The organism is Bacillus sp. BSL6 (genome assembly GCF_052928345.1).
The window spans coordinates 353,543-374,607 of sequence record NZ_JAVGCW010000004.1; the positions used below are offsets into that span (position 1 = coordinate 353,543).

Sequence of the window (21,065 nt, forward strand, 5' to 3'; positions counted from 1 at the left end):
ATTACGCAGTTATTTTTTCTTCTTTTTTCACAACGACTGCTACATAACTATGTAGTATCATTCCGATAATAACTAGACTCATACCAATCCAAGATAAAGATGACGGAATTGGCGCAGATAGTAAGATGAGTTCTCCTAATAGCGCAAATAAAACCTCACCGGACTGAGTTGCTTCCACTGTTGCTAGTTTTTGCGGATCATCTTTTACAAGATCTGTCGCAAAGAAGAATAATACCGTTGCGATTAAACCTGAACTAACTGCTACTATAAAACATTGGAAAACTTGGCTACTTGACGGTAGACCATCTGTTGATACTTCATAACCAGATAGTAAAAACCAAAATGGTAGGCTTGCTAATGTCATACCGAGAACTCGCTGGAATACATCTAATTCCCCTTTACAAACTTGCATCATTTTTCGATTTCCAAGAGGATACGCAAACGCTGCAATAAGTACAGGAACGACACATAGAACGGTTTCACGAATTCCTAATGAAGAAGCATGCTCTACTTGCATAAGTACAACACCGCATAAAATAATACCCGACATAACTAATTCCTTCATTGGGAGTTTTTTATGTAACGGATCTACCGCAAAAAATGGTGTTAACAAAATCCCTGCGACGATTGTAATTTGCCATGTTGATGCAACGAGCCAACCAGGTCCAAAAGCTCCAGCAAAACTAAGTGGTGCATAGAAGAGACCGAATCCAACGATACTCCACACTAACCATTCTTTCGGATTATTTTTCATATATTGAAAGAGTTGCTTTAAGTTTCCTCTATACATGACAATAAGTAAAAGCATTGGAACCATAAAGTAGTACCGTAATGATGCACTCCAAATCCAGCTTCCACCTTCTAAATCCATTGCCCGGTTTAAAACGAAGGTAAAGGCAAAGAAAAATGATGCCAATATCCCTACTGCAATAGCTTTCATTATAAAACCCCTTGTTTAGTTTCTTCTTATACTATACAACAAATTAAATATAATTAAAATTCGAAATCTTTATCTCGTATGCATTCTAGCTCTATATAGTTTTCTTAACTGACTAATATGAGCTTGATGGTACCGATTATGATCAGCTATATGCCATATTCCCCACCTTATAGTCGCATTTTCTCCCTTTTCATAAAAAACCTCTCGTGTTAAATCATTTTCTGTTAGTTTCATACATTCCTCATAAAACATATGTTGCACTGCTTCATAATCTTGCATTAATTGTTGCAATGTATGTTTTCTTAAACTGGGCAGCTCTCCTGCTTCATTTAACATAGGTCCATATATATTATCAAGTGCCAGTGGAACGGGTTCTCCTTTTAAGCGGTATACCCAATGCAAATCGACAACTGCTAAATGTTGAAGTAGTTGTCCAATACTATTTTCATTATTTTTTAACCCTTTAAAAGACAGTTCTTTCTCATCGGTACCCTCTACTAACTTTTGCAACCGTTTAAATGTATCGGCAACTGTCGCATATAGAATTGCTACTTGCGGGTTCATATTTTTTTCTAAATAGAGATCTTTCATAGTAAACTCCCTCTTTTAAAGGAACAAAACCATATGTTCATCATCACTATACACACCATTCATCTTTATAGCTCTCTTTTCAATCCCATACGTTTTAAAGCCCATTGATTCATACAACCTTTTTGCTGGCTCGTTAGTGGATACAACACCTAATGTCAATTGTTCCAAGTTCATTTCTCTTGCTTTTTCGATTGCCTTACGTATTAACTCACGTGCAAGACCACTTCTTCGATTGCTTGCATCTACATACATCGCAACGATATGACCTTTATGTTTATACGCCTCTTTCTCTTCTGTTAGTAAAGTAACAACTCCAACTAATTGATGATCTTCATTAAAAGCACCAAATGTACAACTAGTAGCAGCTGTTAAATTACTTTCCACTCGCTTAATCGGATTTTCTTGGTGAATCGCCTCTTCATAAGTTGTTACAAATGCCTCTGGATTTACTTGTAATGCTTGTAAACGTAAGTCCCAATATTTTTTTGCATCTTCTTTCGTAAGTAATCGAATCATATTACTCCATCCCCTTTAAATTAACATAATATTTTTACAAACTACTAATTAAAGATTGATATTCTTCTCTTAACATACTATAACGATAGCGATGAATGAACTGACCTTTACGTAATCGATCATTTCTCATTAACCCTTCGCATACAAAACCAGCCTTTTCATAGCTCTTTCTAGCTTGTAAATTATCTTCATCTACACGTAGCCATACTTTTTCTAATTCGAACTCAAAGAATGCTACATGTAACATACTATATAGAGCTGCTATCCCATATCCTTTGCCCCAATACTCTTTATTACCAATCGCGATTCCCAATTCTGCATTTTTATTTATTTTATCAAAGTTTTTAAGATCTACCCATCCAATATGTATGCCGTTCTCTGCCGTGATAGCTCTTTGTTCATAACCATTTTTTCGATTTATACATGCCTCAATCCATTGTTTTGTATCTTCACGAGTGAACGGTGGATATTGATCTGGTACAACTAAATGTTTCGTTACTTCTGTATCTAATGACCATTGATATCGGTCTTCTACATCATCTAGTGTCAGTTCTCTTAATTGAACGAATGGAACATTCATTGTGCTATCCCCTTTTTATTTTCCTATAGAAAACCCTTCGAACATTCTTCCTCCATACTGTTCTAACGTTTTTTCTATAAAAGTAATTAATTCACTTTTTTCTCGCGTTGTATAAAAATGATCGAACGCTGCCACAAATTGATTTGCGTATTGTTCATCATATTTTCTAAGTACCCTTATAAACCATTTTGAACTTCCAAGCCATTTCCCATTTACTCTTAAAACATATTCATGTAATAAATCAGCTAATAAATTCGCGATAAATAATTCTTCTTCTCTTTTTGATGCACCAATAAAATCATCCAAAGTATCTGTAATAAAATACCGCTTCTGCTTCATCATTTCTTCGGTCCATTTTGCTGGTCCTTTATTTAGTAAATCATTTGCTTCTCTTTTTAGTTTTTCAACAATTTCATTTTCACCTTTTAATACAATCCCCTCTGAAACTAATTGTGGTAACGAAGGTCTCCCGCGATCGCAATCCATTTTAAAAAAGGTTTTATACGTTTCAAAATTATGTACAAACACTTCAACAGGCCATCCATTACTATAGAAAGATTCTCGATAACAAGACGTTAAACTTTGATCAACTATTACAATGTCCAGATCAGATGTTTTTGTCGCTTCTCCTCTTGCAACGCTTCCCCCAAGTAAAGCTACATCACAATCCGGAAAGTGTGATGTAATTATGCTTTGTGCCGCTTCCATTGCTTTCATAACCGTTCCCCTTTTCTTATTTCACTTTCTTTTTTGCAGCTCTTTCTCTCGCTTTTTTTATATACGACTCTGCGTCGGATGTTTTGCATGACGTTGCTCCGTGATCAACCTGTACCTTTCCAATTTTACGTGCAATTTCAATCGCTGTTTGCTCTAAGTCTTCATTACGAATTCCTATCGCGATTAATGCACGATTCATCGCTTCTTTTTTTCTATTTTTTTCATTATGTATATTTACTTTGATTTCTTCTAGATAAGGAGAGAAGAAATCATCTTGTAACGTTTTATTTTTAATCGCTATATTTGCTAATAAAGACCAGCCTGCTCTTCCAATCCATTCATCATCGGAGTTTGTCCATTCTTCCATCCTTTCTATCGCGATTGGTGACGTACAAATAGCTGTCATCAAAACGTCCATTAAACAATAATAATCAACTTCCTGTACCCATTTATTTAACAGTTCTGTCGTAACTTTCTTTGGATCTAAAATCATTGTTGCTAAAGTCATTGCATCCATATTTTTTGTTGCCCATAATGAAATTGCTAAATCATGATCTTTTTTTATCTTCTTTTTTAACAATTTTAAATTAGCAAAACTAACTCCGAATAGTGGCTCTTTCGCTCCGTGGTTTTTATACGTTTTACGATTTTGTTCTGTTCCATATTCCTCTAGTTGCTGTATTACTTCTTCAAGTAACATATACCCACCTCTTTATTTTTTATGTTGACTTCATATATGTATGTACGATATATTCTACATTACTTTTCGATTTTCCTATATTTACTTTTTAAATTCGGTATGTGAAATTTTAAAGACACGTTTTCATACAACAGGCACCCTCTTCGCTAGCATATTATGTATACCCCCTACTAACTCACTCATTGAATTTACTATATATGAACAAATCACATGCATTTTCATTCAATTTTTGTTTCATTTTAGTAAACCTGCAAAATATTGAAATCTTGCATACTTTTGGACAAACTTTTTTGCACTTGTAAAAAAGTTTTTTTGCAATTACCTCCCTATAATTGCTAATATAGTAGAGTAGAACTTTTATAGAGAGAAGGAAAATTATGCACAATGGAATTCGAATGACAACTTTAGTGAAAAGGGCTATTTTGATTTGCGCGGGGGTATTATTTACATACGAAGCGGCTTTAGGATCAACACATACTGCTCTAGCAAGTACAGAGGATGAAGCAAAATCTGTTCAACTTGTAAGTGAAATTCAATCGTCTCTTGCACCGAAAGAAGCTCCAAAACAATACAATGGGCAAGTTAGAAAAGTAGCTTATTTAACATTTGATGATGGTCCTGGAAAATACACAGCTGAGCTTTTAGATATGTTAAAGAAAGAAAATGCAAAAGCAACATTCTTCCTTATTGGTTCAAATGTAAAAGCTTTTCCTGATCTTGTAAAGCGTGAAGATGCTGAAGGCCACTACGTTGGGATGCACAGTATGACTCATAACTACAAGAAACTTTACACAGAAGGTCATTACGTAGATGAGATGAAAGAAGATCAAGGATTAATCGCTGGCGTTCTAGGTAAATCACCAGTATTAACTCGTCCTTCTTACGGCTCAATGCCAGGATTAAACGAAGCGCTTCGCAACAAAGTTGTTGAGAATGGGCTAAAAGTTTGGGATTGGACAATTGATTCATTAGACTGGAGATATAACAAAATGCCGGTTGACGCTGCATCAGCTAAAATTGTAGAAAACGTTATTAATGGTGCAAACAAGCCAACAGAAGTTATCCTTATGCACGACATTCATCCACAGTCCGTAAAAGCAGTACCTGGTATTATTAAAGGGCTGAAAGAAAAAGGATATGAATTAGAAGCCTATAGTGAGAACGAACACTTCCCATTAAACTTCTGGCACGATAATCGTATGTAATAAAAAGACTTGATTTCCTTTAACTAGGAATCAAGTCTTTTTATCGTTTTTGGAATTACTCCTCGTATATTCGACTCAATCCCCCTCTCTCCTTCGTAAAAAAAATACGACGTTTTCGTGCTAAGGAAGATAGATCTATTCATGAAATCAGAAGTAAAAACTTGGATAGTAGAAGAGAAAACCGTATTAAAAAGATGAATCGAAAAGCAAAAGAGATTGCAAAAGCGATTGATACGAAATTAAAACAGATTTATCAAAATACAGTAAGAAATTATAGATTGAATATACAAAGTCAATCCTATTTTTTATATTATCAACACTTTAGCACATATTACTCTTAAGGAGTGATATGTATATGGATTTCCTTTCAGCTGAATATTTGTCAGCCTTACTTGCCATTATTGTAATTGATTTAGTGTTAGCAGGTGATAATGCCATTGTAATTGGGTTAGCAGCAAGACGATTACCGAAAGATCAACAAAAGAAAGTTATTATATGGGGAACTATCGGGGCAATCGCGATTAGAGCCCTCGCTACTTTAGTTGTCGTTTGGTTGTTAAAAATACCAGGGCTACTTCTAATTGGTGGTGTACTCCTTATATGGATCGCTTACAAATTAATTGCTGAAGGCAAAGATCACGATATTAAGGCAGAAGAAGGTTTCTGGTCTGCTATTAAAACCATTATCATTGCTGATGCATTGATGGGAATTGATAACGTTCTCGCTGTTGCTGGAGCTGCGCATGGCAACTTTTCTTTAGTAATCATCGGGCTATTAGTTTCAATTCCAGTAGTAGTTTGGGGCAGTACATTAATTTTAAAATGGGTTGACCGTTATCCCATCATCATTACGATTGGAGCAGCTGTTTTAGCTTATACCGCTGCGAAAATGATTGTAGACGAGAAATGGTTCGCTGCATTTTTCGAAAGTAATCCTTTCATAAAATGGGCATTTATCATTATCATCATTGCCGGTGTAGTTTTCTTCGGAAAGGCAAAACAGAAAGCAACAGATGGTTCTATCTCATGATGATGTTTTATTTACAAACAAAAGGCACTATTCATAGGAATAGTGCCTTTTGTTATTTATTTAGCTTCCCCTTCCGGAGTCGTCTTTACTTTCGTTTTGTTTTTATCACGATTGTTATAGTTATACTTCGAACGATCTATCGGTGTAAATCCTTCCGGTGTGTAGAATCGTAACAAGTCACCATTTACGACTTGGTCAGAGTATTTTAACGAGTTTTGAACCATTTGTTCATTTTGTTTTATTTCATCTGTAAATTCTACTGGTTTTCCAGTCGTTGTATCATAGTATTTGCCGTTTAATGCAGTAACTGTTGGGCTTACGAAGTTGCCGTTACGGAACGCAACAACTTGTTTATGATCTGGTGATAGTAAATCTGAACCAAATTGAACATAATTTTTTGTATCTGTTCCTAGTAAGTGTAAAAGAGTTGGAAGAACATCAATTTCACCACCATATTGATGTTGTACGCCACCTTTCACACCTGGTACACGAACGATAAATGGTACACGTTGTAACTGTGCATTTTCAAATGAGTTAATTTCTTTACCCATTACTTTTGACATTGCTGCATTATGATTATCTGAAATACCATAATGATCACCGTACATAACGATAATAGAATTATCGTATAAACCAGATTGTTTCAAGTAATCGATGAAACCTTTTACAGATTCGTCTAAATAACGTGCTGTTTGGAAATACGTATCTACAGACGAGTCACCTGTGTTTGCTGGTTCAATTGTCGCTTCCTCTTTATCAATCGGATACGGGAAGTGATTCGATAACGTAATAAACTTCGTATAGAACGGTTGTTTCAATGTTTCTAATAACGGAATGGATTCATTAAAGAATGGTTTATCTTTTAATCCATAGTTTACTACATCTTTTTCGTTCATATCATAGTATGAAGCATCAAAGAATTTATTAAAACCAAATGATTTATAAATATCGTCACGGTTCCAAAATGTTTTATAGTTACCATGGAATACAGCTGATGTGTATCCTTGTTGTCCTAAAATTGCTGGTGCTGATTGATACGTATTATGAGATTTCGTTGTAAATACAGACCCTTGTGGTAAACCAAACATAGAATTCTCTAACATAAACTCCGCATCAGACGTTTTCCCTTGTCCTGTTTGATGGAAGAAGTTATCAAAATAAAGCGTATTCGCATCTTTTGTAAATGAGTTTAAGAACGGCGTTACTTCTTGACCGTTTAATTTATAATCAATTAAGAAGTTTTGGAATGACTCTAAATGAATATAAATTACGTTCATTCCCTTACCTTTACCGAAATACTCAGGATTCGGACTAGCATAAGTTGATGTTAAATAATTTCTTACTTCTGTCATATTATCTCCATCAGCTAACGCTCTTTCCGTTGATGCTTTCGCACTTTGAATTCCATCATAAATTGTGTAGTTATACGCCCCTAAATATTTCACAATATAATTTCGGTCAAACGTTCTTGTTAATAATTCAGGACGGTCAGATTCTGCAAGTCCTAAGTTAACACTGAATAATAAAATACCTGCTACAAATACTAGTGATACTTTATGCTTCGCAACACGAATTGGTTTTGGATTTGCAAATTTCGTTGCAACTAACACAATTAAAATAATTGTATCTAAGAAGTATAGCGGATCATAAAGATGTAGCAACGCAACAATACTACCACCTAAATCTCCAAAGTTATTCGTTTGTGTCAACGTCGGGAACGTAATAAAGTCACTGAAAAAGCGATAGTATACGACGTTTGCATATAAAAGAATCGACAATAACAAGTTGATAACAATTAACCAAATATAAGATCGTTTCCCTTTTGCAAATAATGCAAGTCCTAAAAATAGAACTGCTGAACTAAGCGGGTTGAAAAACAGCAAGAATTTTTGGATTGTATTTGAAATACCTAAATTAAATTCTGTTACATAAGCCGCATATGTTTTGAGCCAAAATAAAATAACGGCAAACAGAAAGAATCCAAAATGATTGCTTAGCACGCTTTTGCTCTTTAATAAGAATTGTTTCATTTCTCCACCTCTTTTGATCATCCAAGGCTTATTTTTTTATAAGTCTGTCTCTCTATTCAATTTTTTATCTTCAAATAGATTCTATTTATTTAACTATATGAAGAATAATAGTAATTATAATTTGAAGCTAGTATTTATTCAACTATTTCTTTCTATACATTTTGACCTTGGTTTCTATTTAACAAAATAAATTTGTAACATTTTCTGTTTTCTCCCAAGATTCATCCACTAATTATGACATCACATACTATATACCTTTATTCCCTACTTCGCAAATAAATATGTCTCCAGTTTTGGAACATTAATGTAATATAATTAAATTCACAATAGATAACATTTATTTTTTAATGTATATTATATTTCTTCAGTTATTTATGCTTCAGCCATTCTTCTATGTACAACATTCAAATCTCTTTCCTTCAATAAAATTATTTTTGAATAATTATTCACAATCCATAAAATACAATTTATAAAAAACCCTCGCTCCCAAAACGAGAGCGAGGGTTTTCATCATTTATTATTGACCTTTGTACATTGCATCTACTTGTTTTTGAAGTTCTTCATTTTCTAAGAACTCATCGTAAGTAGCCTCTTTATCGATTACACCGTTTGGCGTTACTTCGATAATGCGGTTTGCAATTGTTTGTACGAACTGATGGTCATGTGATGTGAATAAAATTGTACCTTTAAATGCAATTAAACCATTGTTTAATGCAGTGATAGACTCAAGGTCTAAGTGGTTCGTTGGGTCGTCAAGTGTAATAACGTTTGCACCACTTAACATCATTTTAGATAACATACAACGAACTTTTTCGCCTCCAGATAGTACTGAAACGTTCTTCTTAACTTCTTCGCCTGAGAATAACATACGGCCTAAGAAACCACGTAAGAAGCTTTCTGACTCATCTTGTGGAGAGAATTGACGTAACCATTCAACTAAGTTGTAGTCACTGTTCTCAAAGTATTTAGAGTTATCTCTTGGGAAGTACGATTGAGATGTTGTAACGCCCCATTTAAATGAACCACTATCTGGCTCCATTTCACCCATAAGGATTTTAAATAATGTCGTCATCGCAATATCGTTACGACCGATAAATGCAACTTTATCACCTTTATTTAAAGTGAAGTACACATTATCTAACACTTTTTCACCATCAATTGTTTTAGAAAGACCTTCAACAGTTAATAAGTCATTTCCTACTTCACGTTCTGGTGTGAAGCCAACGAATGGGTAACGACGAGATGATGGCTTAATATCATCTAATGTAATTTTATCTAATAATTTTTTACGAGAAGTTGCTTGTTTCGCTTTAGATGCGTTTGAGCTAAAGCGCGCAATGAAGTTCTGTAACTCTTTTACTTTCTCTTCTTTTTTCTTATTAGCATCTTGTGTTAATTTTAAAGCTAATTGGCTTGACTCATACCAGAAGTCATAGTTACCAACATAAAGTTGAATTTTACCGAAATCAAGATCAGCCATGTGCGTACATACTTTATTTAAGAAGTGACGGTCATGGGATACAACGATAACTGTATTTTCAAAGTTCATTAAGAAGTTTTCTAACCATTGAATCGCTTTTAAGTCCAAGTGGTTGGTAGGCTCATCTAGTAATAGAATATCAGGTTGACCGAATAAAGCTTGAGCAAGTAATACTTTTACTTTCTCTGCCCCAGTTAATTCTGACATTTTCTTATCATGAAGGTCTTCACCAATACCTAAACCTTTAAGAAGAATTGCAGCTTCTGACTCAGCTTCCCAACCGTTAAGCTCAGCGAACTCACCTTCAAGTTCAGCAGCACGCATACCATCTTCATCACTAAAATCTTCTTTCATATAAATGGCATTTTTCTCTTGCATTACTTTGTAAAGACGAGTATGACCCATAATTACAGTTTCTAATACTGGGAACTCTTCGTATTCGAAGTGGTTCTGTTTTAATACTGCTAGACGCTCACCTGGCGTAATATGTATGTCACCTGTTGATGGTTCAATTTCTCCAGATAAAATCTTTAGAAATGTTGATTTACCAGCACCGTTTGCTCCGATTAAACCGTAGCAGTTACCTGGCGTGAATTTTATGTTAACATCTTCAAACAATTTGCGATCCGCGAAACGCAAACTAACGTTACTTACTGTAATCATTTGTGTCCTCCTACTAATACCGCTTATTTCAGCGTTTTCTCACCGATTGTCTTAAAAAATCGCATATTACGACTCAATTATTGTAGACTATAGCTATTATATAGTAGAAGCTGGATGAATAGCAACGGTTGATTGCTATTCCTTTCTTTCCAAACTCGAATAAAACCTTTGTTTTTAATTATATTAAAGTTACATACACGTTTTAAAGAGGATTCATTTTGAAAAAACATTTATAATTGGAGCATTATGTTTATCAATTTAAATAATACAATAATTTGTATGCATTTCGTATTATAAATAGCAAACTAAAACGCTCAGAAAATCTTCTGAGCGTTTTCATTTCCTTCTCCAACTAAAGCACCAGGTAGTGTAAAAAGCTATTTCACCATTTGTATTGTTAATTTATCTTTTAACATTGATCTATATGAGTCAATTTCATATTTTGTATTATTGATTTTTTCTTTTTTCATTTTTAACATATCGAATATTTCTAACTCTAAATCCCTTCTAGCCTCAAGAACTTTTATCGCTCCTTCTACACCTAAATGGTTATGTTCTTTCCCATAGCCTTGGTTCGTGTAATAGTCGACAATTCCTTTGGACCATTCTGGATTTCTTTCTTTTAATGCCTTCCTAAATGAAAATTCAAGATCATCTTGTTCTACATAGAATAACATTGGATTTAAATTCTCTATGATTTTTGCAACTTTCATTACATAATTTATTATTTTTTCTTTTTGTTCACCGTATTTAATCATCCCAATTGTTAATGGATTTTGTATGAAACAACATTCAAAAATATAAACCTTATTATCTTCTAGAGCAATTTCAGCAAAGTCCTGCCATTTGTCAGTAATTAATTCAACATTTTTTTCAAATGGTAATTCATATATATCGTTTCTTGAAATATCGTTACATAATTCGTCCGAAAACTGGTCACCAAACTCATTTTTTATCTTTCTGTATGGTAATAAATAATTGCTTCCTTTTTTTAAAACTCTTTTAAGAAGAACTTCTTTAAAATCTCCACTGTTAGATACTAATCTATCGAATTCAAATTTATTAAAACAAGATACACCATCATAGTCAGCGGGGTGGTTCAAATTCCCCTCTAAAAATAGTTCAACTTCAATTTTATTTTGGTTTAGAATTTCATTTATTAGCTTTGCAGTGGTCGATTTTCCGAATCCAGGTAAACCTTCTACTATTATTAGTTTTGTATTCATAGCTATAAATCCCTTCCCTCAAAGTATTTAACCAAGATTAAAAAAATTACTTACTCCACTGCAATCACTCCTTCAAAATACGATATTCAACATTTCCTTTAAAAAATCCTTCTTAAATTAGCCTGATCGTTAACTTAAGAACATTTTTTCACAATCTCTATCATTATTTTAACATAAATTTTCCATTTACCTTTTAAAAAAGATAGTCCACCATTATTTGAGTGAACTATCTAAAGTAAATTATATCTTTTAAATCAAATACTTTGTCAGGAATCCCCAATCGTTGCGCTGGTGTTTTTACTGGTTTCTTTTTCTCTTCCCTTGCAATTTAACTATATATAAGTGCTTAAACACTATAATAACAGTAAAAAAAAGATGCAAAATCATATGTGACTTTGCATCCCTAATTTGTGTGTTATTTTATATTTTCTATCCTATAACGGAACCAGTTACTTTTAAAAGTGGATTCTTTTATTTCCTTTCACTTAATTTCTTTGCATAATTCTTCATTTTACTCGTTAATCCTATTAAAGCAGGTAACAATATTGGCATCACAATAATAGCTAATAGTAACAGTGCAACACCAACAACCGATGCTACTTGTATAAGCGTTAATACACCTGAAGGGATCAATGCAGCAAATGTACCACCTAAAATTAGTGCTGCTGATAATACGACTCCTCCAATATGACGAGAAGCAGTTACAATTTTCGTCGCTGGGTCCCCTTCTAACTCATTGTATCTCATCATTACAAAAATACTATAATCCACTCCTAAAGCGACTATCATTATGAAACTAAAGAACGGAACATTCCAGCTTAATGAATCTACATGTAAAACATGCGTACTAATTTGTTCACTTATCCCTAATGATGCAAAGTACGCTAATAGTAACGATCCAATAATAAAGATGGTGTTTAATAATGAACGTGTAATGACGATTAGTACGATCGCAATTCCAATTAACATAATTGTAGCTGTACGTAAGAAATCTTGACCTGTTACTTCTTTTAGATCAACGTTTCTAGCTGTTGTACCTCCGATTGCTTTTTTCGCTGATTTTAATTCTGTACCATTTAACGTACCGTCTATCGTTTTATTAATTTCTTCAATAACTGGCATCGCTTCTTTTGAATACGGATTTACGTCTAAAATGATTGTCATTTTAGCAGTCTTTCTATCATGTGACATGTACGTATTCAAAGCTTTTTGGAAATCTTCCCCCTCCAAAACTTCTTTTGGAATATAAAATTTCTCAGAGCTTTTTGATTCATTTAGTTCTCCTAAATATTTCTGAGCATCCCCTAGGCCGTTACTTACCTTTTCAAGGCCTTCTGTACTTTTAGATAGTCCTGATTGTAATTGTCCCATCTGTTCTTGCAAGTCTTTCAGTCCGGTTAATAGCTGACCTTGCCCATCGTTTATTTTCGTTAATCCGGTTTGTAACTCAGATGACTTGTTTGCAATTTGTTTTGAACCTGTTGCTCCTTCATTTAATCCATTTTTAAGATCAGCTGCTCCTTTTTGTAACTTAGTAACTCCATTGCTCATTTCTTTTAAGCCGTTATCCACTTTCAATAACGATTGATTCGCTTCTTTAAATGATCCCATCGCCGCATTGTGCTGCGCTTTCAATTTATTTAATTCATTTGACAGCCCACCTAATTGCTTTTGAGCCTCTTTAGCAATTCCTATCGTCTGCAGAATGTTAGGATCATTTGCTAATTCTGGTTTCGTTTGAATGAAATTGGTCATTAACATTTCAATTTGTTCATAACCTTTCTTCGCACCGTCAATCGCTTGAGAAATACTTCCGAAGTATTGATCGTAAGAACTTAAACCTTTTTCTAACTGCGTATAGCCAGCATGAAGTTGTGAAGTTGCATGAGATAATACACTTATATTTTCATTTACTGAAGTTAACCCACTCTCAATTTGCTGCGCACCTTTTGCTCCGTCATTTATGCCATTTGATAGTTGATTTAAAGCTGTTCCTAATGCCGATACACCATTTTTCGCTTCATTTGTTCCATCAATTAACTTTTGAACGTTTGCAAGACTATTTGAGTCCTTATTACCCATCTTATCTTTCGCAGTAGTTAATCCATCATTAATTTCCTTTATACCACCATTGGCATCTCCTAAACCTGTATTTAGTTCACCCGCTTGTTTATTTATATATAGTTCTTTAATCCTATCACCAGTTGGACGTGTCGGTGAATATACTTCTGAAACACCTTTCACTTTCAAAATCTTATCAGTTAGTTCATCTAAAGTTTGAAGCGAACTCGCCTCATCTAACTTGTTATTCGATTGAATGACTAACGTACTTGGTGAAGAAAAACCAGGTGGAAAATGTTCTTCTATTACGTTAATCCCCATTTTCGACTCATATTTATTGTCCACTTCAAATAAATCGTTGTAATTAAGTGTATTAGAATACTTTAATATGAAAGGAATCGATATCACGAATACAATAATTAAAGCTACAAATGGTCTCACTACTGAGTTTTTCGCAAAGAATCCCCATAGACGACTGTCTTCATGACCTTTAAATGTTTTAACGGGATAAAACATCCCTTTTCCTAAAAGCACCATGAAAAACGGATTTAACGTAGTTAATACTAGTAATAAAACTGCGACACCAATTGCTACCGCTGAAGTAGATTGATATAATTTAAAACTCGCTAAAGCAAGAGATGCAAAACCAATTAGTACTGCTATCCCGCTATATAAAACGGTTTTCCCTGCCGATTTAAATGTTTCTTTCGTAGCCAAAAATGCGTTTTCTTGTTTACTTAATTCTTCTTTAAATCTCGTAAATAATAAAATGTTATAGTCCGTTCCTACCCCAAACAGGACAACAACGACAAACACTTGTGTAAAGTTAGAAAACGGAAAATTAAATTGATCTACAAGATGAGCAATAATCCCCATTGAAACTAAATATGATACCCCAACAGTAAGAAGAGAAACAATGGGAACAATAGGTGAACGGAATACAATGATTAATATTACAAGAATGAAAATAATTGAAATAACTTCAGTCTTTTTCACTCCCTCTTGAGAAGATGTAAGAAAATCAGCCGCGATTAAGTCACTTCCTGTTAAGTACGTTTTTACCCCTTTCGTTTTCACTTTATTATGAAGAGTATTTGAAACTTTCGATATTTCACCATGTTTTTTATCTATCGATATTTGCGTTAAAATAGTCGTATTATCTTTAGAAACTAATTGTTTCTCTAATTCTTTATTATCTAAATGTGAAACAACTTCTTTAATTCCTAATTGTTCTTTTTCATTTTGCAAAGCATTGATTGTTTTTGTTATTTCCTCTTTTTGTTCAGTCGTTAAAGCTGTTTTACTACCACTATTAAAAACTGCTATAATCTCATACTTTTCTGTCCCGTCTTTATTCATTTCTTTTATCATTTTGTCAGCAATACTACTTTGTTCTGTATCAGGAATCGTAATGTGCCCTTTTTCTTTCACTAATTTATCCATATTAGGCATCGTAACGATCATTGTAATGGTAATAACTATCCACAATAGAAAAGATAAACTTCTCCAATTTCTCAGCTTGCTCATTTGCATCATCTCCCGCGATTAAAATTTTATGTTAGTTACGGAATGAATATTCATTCCTATCATTTTATTACATTATTTTGTAAACTCTATTAAACTAGTCTTTCCGGAATGAATATTCATTCCTTTAGTTGCACAAATACCCTCTCCTACTCTCATTTTTTAATTCTATTTAGGAATGAATATTCATTCCTTCCCTTATAAAGCTATAGAATCAAATGATTCTAATAGCGTTCCAAGAGCTTTCTTCCAATTCTTTTACTAACTCTTTCGAGTATTCTAATTGCCCTGTTGCAATTACTTTCGTTAATTTTTCTAACGGTTGATATACAATAATAATTAAAGCAACTGGAGGCAATGGACGAAGAAAACCTTTTGCGATTCCATCTTCAATAATATTCATAAAGAAGCCTATAAAATCGTCAAATATTTTCTTACTTTGTTCATCAAGAAAATAACTATCACAGTGAGAATTTGTAAATAAAAAAGCATCCACATTGTTTCTCGCAAATTCAAATAAACGGTTATACGTATGACTAAACTGTTCACGAATATTTGCTTCAACAGGAAAATCCGTTTTTATCATTTCAGAAAGCTGTAACATACTTTTTGAAAATAATGAGTTAACAAGCGCCTCTTTATTTTCAAAATAGCGATAAATAGTACCCGCACCGACATTTGCTTTTTCAGCGATCATTGGAATTGTCGTACCATCGTAACCACGTTCTGCAAAAAGTTGCATCGCAGCATCAAAAATGTCTTCTTGTTTATTTTTAGCCATTTTTTCACCTCTATTTTCAGGAATGAAAATTCATTCCGTTTTTAATTATAAATTACAGGGAATAAAAGTCAAGTGTGTGACTACGTATAGTTGTAATTTTATTCCCTTATTTGTGAATAAAATTATATCAGCGATTTTCAGGATATATCAACTTACCGACAAAAACCGACGCCCAAAGAAAAAGCTGTCCCAAAATTTGATTTTGGACAGCCCTATTTTTTAAAAGAAATCATAAATAAATGCATCTCGTACCGGAACTATTTTCTCAAACGCTCGTATTTCCTCTTCGCTTCCGCTAATTACTTCTAATTCATTTAGTTCTAATGGGCGTTTGTATCCAAGCAATATTGTAGATAGTGCATTTATATCTAGCTTAATCCCTTTACCCATCGGTTCTTCTATAATTGTTATTTCATAATTTGCAAGTCTCACTGATACATTATTCCACGGTGCAAATGAATCTGTAATATGTAAGATTACTTCTTGCTGTACGTTGTTCCAGTTCAACTCATATTGTTTTAAGAACTGCTCTACATCTACAATTCTTCCCATAAAATATGGTTTTATTTCTGTTTTCACACGTGGTTCTTGCAATGTATATAGCAACTGTTCGTTTTCACTTACTGTCATTTCAAGTTCTTTAATCATAGAATCATGTTGGCAAATAAAGTTCCATAGACCATTTCGTGCTTCATTATGCAGTGGTACGAATTCTTCTACAGTCATTTTAGATTTTTCTATTTTATATAACATGTAACCTGCTGCAGTTTTATTTTCATCGTAGTAAATTGCTAATGTTAAATCATCATAAACTGCTTGTAACCACCATTTTTCATTTCGAACTAGCATACCAGAAAAACGTTCTGCAAATGTTTCATAAAGCTTCTCGACTTCTTCTGAGTGATTTTCTTTATTGAAACGTTTCACAGTACCAATCACTTGTTTTTTCATAACTAAATCACTCTTTGTCATATGACATACGAGAAGATTCGCACAAAGTTCCCAGCCATATTTACGGTAAAATGCAACAGCAAATGGATGTAACATCGATACTGTATATCCGTCTTTTTTCATCGTTTGAAGTGAATGTTGAAGTAATTCTTTCACATATCCGCTTCTTCTGTATTCTGGATACGTTGCTACCCCTGCAACGCCACCCATTTTAAATTTTTCTTTTCCTATGTATATATGAAACGGAATAAGGTGTAGTTTTGCAGCTAAGTCATTACCTTCCATAATTCCGTATACTTCATGACTTTCCTTCATTCTTGTAAGTTGCTGCTGCATTCGTTCTTCTTCAACTTTATATTGAAAAGCGTATTCTGATAAACGCAATGCTTCTCTGAATTTATCTTCTTTTAATCGTATAACGTTCATAAATTTTCCCCCTTCTTTATTTGAATTGTACCATAATTTAAAATATTACAGTGCGGTGAATGAAATTATATAGACTTAACGACACAAATTCAATATAAAAAAAGCAGATACATCCTGTATCTGCTTCTCATCCATTTATTTAGTTAACCTTTGAAGTTCTTCGAAGAATGTAGGGTATGATACGCCTACTGCTTCTGCGTCTTCAATTGTTGTTTTTCCTTCTGCTAGACAGCCGGCAATCGCAAGCATCATTCCGATGCGGTGATCACCGTAACTATTAACTGTATTACCTTTTAGAGCTGATTTTCCGTAAATGATCATTCCGTCATCGGTTGCTTCTATACGAGCTCCTAGTTTCGTTAACTCTGCAACAACTGTATCAATACGGTTTGTCTCTTTTACTTTTAATTCGTGTGCATCTTTAATAACTGTAATTCCTTCTGCTTGCGTTGCCGCTAATGCAATTACAGGAATTTCATCGATTAATCTTGGGATAATATCTCCGCCGATTTCGATTCCTTTTAATGAAGATGTTTCAATTGTAATGTTTGCAGCTGGTTCTGATGCACCTTCGTTAATTGGCTCTACAGTAAATGTAGCACCCATCTTCTCTAAAACATCAATAATACCTGTACGAGTTGGATTCATCCCTACATTTTCTAATACTAGTTTACTATTTGGAATAATCGCGCCCGCTACTAAGAAAAATGCAGCTGATGATACGTCACCGGGCACTTGAACATCTGTCGCTATTAACTTTTGTCCACCTGCTAGTTTCACTGTTTTCCCTTCGCGAGTTACTTTGACGCCAAATGCTTCAAGCATTCTTTCCGTATGATCGCGAGAAATATGTGGTTCTGTAACAGCTGTTACACCTTCTGCACGAAGTCCTGCAAGTAAAATAGCTGATTTCACTTGTGCGCTTGCTACCGGGGAAGTGTATTCAATTGCTTTTAAATCTCCACCACGTATTGTTAGCGGTGTAAACGTTCCTTCTTCGCGGCCATCAATGTTTGCACCCATTTGTTTTAATGGATTTGTTACACGTTTCATCGGTCTTTTTGCAATAGACGCATCACCTTGTACGCAAGAGAAAAATGGTGTATTTGCCAAAATTCCTGACATTAAACGTATAGTTGTACCAGAATTACCAACATCTAATACAGCTTTCGGTTCTTGTAAACCTTCTAATCCTTTACCAACTACAGTGACTTCATCACCGTTTTGCACAATGTCTACTCCCATTTCTTTAAAACAAGAAATCGTACTTAAACAGTCTGCACCAGGCAGGAAACCTTTAATTGTTGTTTTTCCTTCTGCAATCGCACCGAACATGACAGCGCGGTGAGAAATCGATTTATCTCCTGGAATTGTAATGTTGCCATTTAATCCGTTATTAACAGGTTGTATTGTTCTTTCCTTCACGTTTTCACCTTCTCATTTAAATTGTTTCATAAGTTTGGTATTTTTCTTCTCCAAGCGCTAGCTTTGCTTTCATACGATCTTCTTCTCGTTGGAAGCTAATACGTAATACCCCAAGCAATCCTTCACGCGCTTCTAATATTTGCAAGTTCGTAATACTAATTTCTTCGCGCGCTAAAATACTTGTAATGTGAGCCAATGCCCCTACTTTATCTAAAACATCGACGTATAAGTCGTGATAGGCAGGAATCGCCCCTCTCTTTCTTACCGGTAAAGAGTCACGGTATTCTTTCGCATCCGCAAAATAGTTTTGAATCTCACCTGCATCTCCGCTAGAAACTGTATCATATAAATCTTCCATTTCAGAGATCCACTCTTTTAATAATACCATTAAATGCTCACGATTTTGCTTAACAATATCACTCCACATTTTCGGACTACTAGATGCGATGCGTGTAATGTCTTTAAACCCTCCGGCAGCTAGTTGATGAATGAGTGGATTATCTCCTGCATGTTTCTCCACTTGCTTTACTAATCCAGCGGCAATAAGATGCGGAAAATGACTTACAATCCCTGTTACATAATCATGTTCTACTGTATTTAAAACAAGGAAATGTGACCCTGTTCCTTTTAACCAATCTTTTAACTCTTCCACAGGTTCATTTGGCACATGATTCATTGGCGTTAAAATATAAAATGCATTTTCAAATAAATGCGCTTTTGCACTTTCAACTCCCGTTTTATGAGAACCTGCCATCGGATGTCCACCAATGAAAGAAATTTCCTTTGAAAATAAAGCTTCCGCTTCGTTCATAATAGACCCTTTTGTACTACCAACATCAGTCACTATAACATCTTCTCGTAAATGGAATGACGCAAGTTTGTGTAATAGCTTTTTCGTTTCTTCAACTGGAGAAGCAAAAACAATTAAATGTGCCTCTTCACATGCATGCTGTAAATCAACTGCTATTTCATCTACTACGTGTAATTCTTTTGCGCGCTCTACTTGTTCTTGAAATATATCATAACCTGTTATCGTTACATCGTGCTCTTTCTTAATTGCTAATGCGAGAGAGCCTCCGATTAAACCAGTTCCAATTAATACTACCTTCTTACGCATTTGCCTCATCTCGAGACTTTCTTTTTTTATTTTCAAAGTGTTGTTGTAACACTGAAATCACTCCTTCATTTTGCTCCCTTGTTCCGACTGTAATACGGACGCCATTTGGGAACGGACGAATAATAAATCCTGCGTGTGCACAAGCTTCATAAATCTCTCCAGCATTCTCAACTGGCAAGAAGATGAAATTTGTTTGCGATGGATAAAATGGAATATCATGTTCCTTACAAAAGCTCTCGTATTGTTGTAATCCCTCTGTATTTACACGAACTATTTCCTCAATAAACTCCTCATCACCAAAAGCAATCGTCGCTGCTTTTTGCGCTAATGAAGATACGTTAAATGGCAAACGTACGACATTTAATTTCTCGATTAACTCTTCCTGTCCAATTGCATATCCTACGCGGAAAGAAGCTAATCCGTACGCTTTAGAAAACGTTCTAAGTACAAGAATGTTTTTATGTTTTTGTAAAAGCGGTAATGTCTCTGGGAAATCTTTTGCTGTTACGTATTCATAGTACGCTTCATCAATGACAATTAACGTATTTTCACTAATCCCTTCAATGAATTGAGTCAATTTTCGGTCATTCACACATGTGCCTGTCGGATTATTCGGATTACAAATCCATACGATTTTCGTATTATTATTTACCGCTGACGAAATTTCGTCTAAATCGTATACACCGTTATTTAGTGGAACTTCTTTCACTTCACAGCCTTCAATAATTGCATGATGACGGTACTGCGGGAATGTTGCACCTGCCGTTACGATATTATCTCCTGCTTTAAGTACTGCACGGCTTATAATTTGAATAACTTCATCTAAACCACTACCGCAAAGTACTTGTTCCATTTGCACATGTAACTTATTTGCAATTGTTTGACGGAGCGTTGTAGCACCTCCGTCAGGATATAAAGCATGATCCAACCACGATTTTTGCAACTCATCTAAAACTCGTGGCGAACAGCCGAATGGATTTTCATTCGATGCTAATTTAACAAACGAATGATCTCCGTACACTTCTTTCATTTGTTCCGGTGATTTACCTGGTTTATATGGTTGTAATGATGATAGTTGATCTTTTACTTGCATGTTAAAACC

The 21,065-nt window shown here is 34.4% G+C and carries 17 protein-coding genes and 1 pseudogene; 3 read left to right on the forward strand and 15 right to left on the reverse strand.

Features of this window, described 5'->3' with window-relative positions; all coding sequences use genetic code 11:
* Position 1 precedes the first annotated feature (1 nt).
* From RCJ96_RS16030 to RCJ96_RS16055, 6 genes are all read right to left on the reverse strand, one after another.
* Positions 2-940 carry a DMT family transporter gene (locus RCJ96_RS16030; protein ID WP_416504619.1) on the reverse strand — a complete coding sequence of 313 codons (939 nt, stop codon included), beginning with the start codon at positions 938-940 and terminating at the stop codon, positions 2-4.
* A 69-nt stretch (positions 941-1,009) separates the two neighbouring features.
* Complete coding sequence (locus RCJ96_RS16035; RefSeq protein ID WP_000654215.1) at positions 1,010-1,531, reverse strand: DinB family protein; 522 nt, start codon at positions 1,529-1,531, stop codon at positions 1,010-1,012.
* A gap of 15 nt (positions 1,532-1,546) precedes the next feature.
* A complete protein-coding gene (locus tag RCJ96_RS16040) occupies positions 1,547-2,047 on the reverse strand; it encodes a GNAT family N-acetyltransferase (RefSeq protein ID WP_000620334.1) in 501 nt (166 codons plus the stop codon).
* A gap of 34 nt (positions 2,048-2,081) precedes the next feature.
* A complete protein-coding gene (locus tag RCJ96_RS16045; RefSeq protein ID WP_242303756.1) occupies positions 2,082-2,627 on the reverse strand; it encodes a GNAT family N-acetyltransferase in 546 nt (181 codons plus the stop codon).
* A 15-nt stretch (positions 2,628-2,642) separates the two neighbouring features.
* Positions 2,643-3,344, reverse strand: a complete 702-nt coding sequence (locus RCJ96_RS16050) for a nucleotidyltransferase domain-containing protein (RefSeq protein ID WP_242303755.1) — start codon at positions 3,342-3,344, stop codon at positions 2,643-2,645.
* A gap of 16 nt (positions 3,345-3,360) precedes the next feature.
* A complete protein-coding gene (locus RCJ96_RS16055; protein ID WP_242303754.1) occupies positions 3,361-4,044 on the reverse strand; it encodes a DNA alkylation repair protein in 684 nt (227 codons plus the stop codon).
* A 377-nt stretch (positions 4,045-4,421) separates the two neighbouring features.
* Here RCJ96_RS16055 and RCJ96_RS16060 point away from each other — a divergent pair, with 377 nt between their 5' ends.
* The 3 genes and pseudogenes from RCJ96_RS16060 to RCJ96_RS16070 all read left to right on the forward strand — a co-directional run bounded on the left by RCJ96_RS16060 (position 4,422) and on the right by RCJ96_RS16070 (position 6,279).
* Positions 4,422-5,249 (forward strand): peptidoglycan-N-acetylglucosamine deacetylase, encoded by an 828-nt coding sequence (locus RCJ96_RS16060; RefSeq protein WP_000551424.1) that lies wholly within the window; start codon positions 4,422-4,424, stop codon positions 5,247-5,249.
* An 83-nt stretch (positions 5,250-5,332) separates the two neighbouring features.
* Positions 5,333-5,492 (forward strand): annotated as a pseudogene (locus RCJ96_RS16065) (DUF3841 domain-containing protein); the annotation flags it as partial.
* 112 nt (positions 5,493-5,604) lie between these two features.
* On the forward strand, positions 5,605-6,279 hold the full coding sequence (locus RCJ96_RS16070; protein WP_000346935.1) for a TerC family protein: 675 nt from the start codon (positions 5,605-5,607) through the stop codon (positions 6,277-6,279).
* Positions 6,280-6,335: 56 nt separating this feature from the next.
* On the opposite strand, the gene RCJ96_RS16075 is transcribed toward RCJ96_RS16070, so the two are convergent.
* The 9 genes from RCJ96_RS16075 to hisC form a co-directional block, all read right to left on the reverse strand.
* Positions 6,336-8,309, reverse strand: coding sequence for an LTA synthase family protein (locus tag RCJ96_RS16075; RefSeq protein WP_000808752.1), 1,974 nt, complete (start codon positions 8,307-8,309; stop codon positions 6,336-6,338).
* A 517-nt stretch (positions 8,310-8,826) separates the two neighbouring features.
* Positions 8,827-10,452: an ABC-F family ATP-binding cassette domain-containing protein gene (locus RCJ96_RS16080; RefSeq protein WP_000633868.1), complete on the reverse strand. Its 1,626-nt coding sequence runs from the start codon at positions 10,450-10,452 to the stop codon at positions 8,827-8,829.
* 377 nt (positions 10,453-10,829) lie between these two features.
* Positions 10,830-11,678 carry a PRK06761 family protein gene (locus tag RCJ96_RS16085; protein WP_074609146.1) on the reverse strand — a complete coding sequence of 283 codons (849 nt, stop codon included), beginning with the start codon at positions 11,676-11,678 and terminating at the stop codon, positions 10,830-10,832.
* A 471-nt stretch (positions 11,679-12,149) separates the two neighbouring features.
* Positions 12,150-15,266: an MMPL family transporter gene (locus RCJ96_RS16090; protein ID WP_416504618.1), complete on the reverse strand. Its 3,117-nt coding sequence runs from the start codon at positions 15,264-15,266 to the stop codon at positions 12,150-12,152.
* Positions 15,267-15,477: 211 nt separating this feature from the next.
* On the reverse strand, positions 15,478-16,044 hold the full coding sequence (locus RCJ96_RS16095) for a TetR/AcrR family transcriptional regulator (protein ID WP_001107307.1): 567 nt from the start codon (positions 16,042-16,044) through the stop codon (positions 15,478-15,480).
* Positions 16,045-16,263: 219 nt separating this feature from the next.
* Complete coding sequence (locus RCJ96_RS16100; RefSeq protein ID WP_446699816.1) at positions 16,264-17,421, reverse strand: GNAT family N-acetyltransferase; 1,158 nt, start codon at positions 17,419-17,421, stop codon at positions 16,264-16,266.
* Positions 17,422-17,556: 135 nt separating this feature from the next.
* Positions 17,557-18,846: a 3-phosphoshikimate 1-carboxyvinyltransferase gene (aroA, locus tag RCJ96_RS16105; RefSeq protein WP_416504616.1), complete on the reverse strand. Its 1,290-nt coding sequence runs from the start codon at positions 18,844-18,846 to the stop codon at positions 17,557-17,559.
* A 16-nt stretch (positions 18,847-18,862) separates the two neighbouring features.
* Complete coding sequence (gene tyrA / locus RCJ96_RS16110) at positions 18,863-19,963, reverse strand: prephenate dehydrogenase (RefSeq protein WP_416504615.1); 1,101 nt, start codon at positions 19,961-19,963, stop codon at positions 18,863-18,865.
* A complete protein-coding gene (gene hisC / locus RCJ96_RS16115; protein ID WP_416504614.1) occupies positions 19,956-21,056 on the reverse strand; it encodes a histidinol-phosphate transaminase in 1,101 nt (366 codons plus the stop codon). Before hisC ends, tyrA begins: the two co-directional genes overlap by 8 nt.
* Positions 21,057-21,065: the final 9 nt, after the last annotated feature.

Coding starts and splice junctions, on each gene's coding strand:
- RCJ96_RS16075 (WP_000808752.1), bottom strand. CDS start 8,309: ATGAAACAATTCTTATTAAAGAGCAAAAGCGTGCTAAGCAATCATTTT.
- RCJ96_RS16050 (WP_242303755.1), bottom strand. CDS start 3,344: ATGAAAGCAATGGAAGCGGCACAAAGCATAATTACATCACACTTTCCG.
- RCJ96_RS16090 (WP_416504618.1), bottom strand. CDS start 15,266: ATGAGCAAGCTGAGAAATTGGAGAAGTTTATCTTTTCTATTGTGGATA.
- RCJ96_RS16055 (WP_242303754.1), bottom strand. CDS start 4,044: ATGTTACTTGAAGAAGTAATACAGCAACTAGAGGAATATGGAACAGAA.
- RCJ96_RS16100 (WP_446699816.1), bottom strand. CDS start 17,421: ATGAACGTTATACGATTAAAAGAAGATAAATTCAGAGAAGCATTGCGT.
- RCJ96_RS16085 (WP_074609146.1), bottom strand. CDS start 11,678: ATGAATACAAAACTAATAATAGTAGAAGGTTTACCTGGATTCGGAAAA.
- RCJ96_RS16045 (WP_242303756.1), bottom strand. CDS start 2,627: ATGAATGTTCCATTCGTTCAATTAAGAGAACTGACACTAGATGATGTA.
- hisC (WP_416504614.1), bottom strand. CDS start 21,056: ATGCAAGTAAAAGATCAACTATCATCATTACAACCATATAAACCAGGT.
- RCJ96_RS16080 (WP_000633868.1), bottom strand. CDS start 10,452: ATGATTACAGTAAGTAACGTTAGTTTGCGTTTCGCGGATCGCAAATTG.
- RCJ96_RS16070 (WP_000346935.1), top strand. CDS start 5,605: ATGGATTTCCTTTCAGCTGAATATTTGTCAGCCTTACTTGCCATTATT.
- tyrA (WP_416504615.1), bottom strand. CDS start 19,963: ATGCGTAAGAAGGTAGTATTAATTGGAACTGGTTTAATCGGAGGCTCT.
- RCJ96_RS16095 (WP_001107307.1), bottom strand. CDS start 16,044: ATGGCTAAAAATAAACAAGAAGACATTTTTGATGCTGCGATGCAACTT.
- RCJ96_RS16030 (WP_416504619.1), bottom strand. CDS start 940: ATGAAAGCTATTGCAGTAGGGATATTGGCATCATTTTTCTTTGCCTTT.
- RCJ96_RS16035 (WP_000654215.1), bottom strand. CDS start 1,531: ATGAAAGATCTCTATTTAGAAAAAAATATGAACCCGCAAGTAGCAATT.
- RCJ96_RS16040 (WP_000620334.1), bottom strand. CDS start 2,047: ATGATTCGATTACTTACGAAAGAAGATGCAAAAAAATATTGGGACTTA.
- RCJ96_RS16060 (WP_000551424.1), top strand. CDS start 4,422: ATGCACAATGGAATTCGAATGACAACTTTAGTGAAAAGGGCTATTTTG.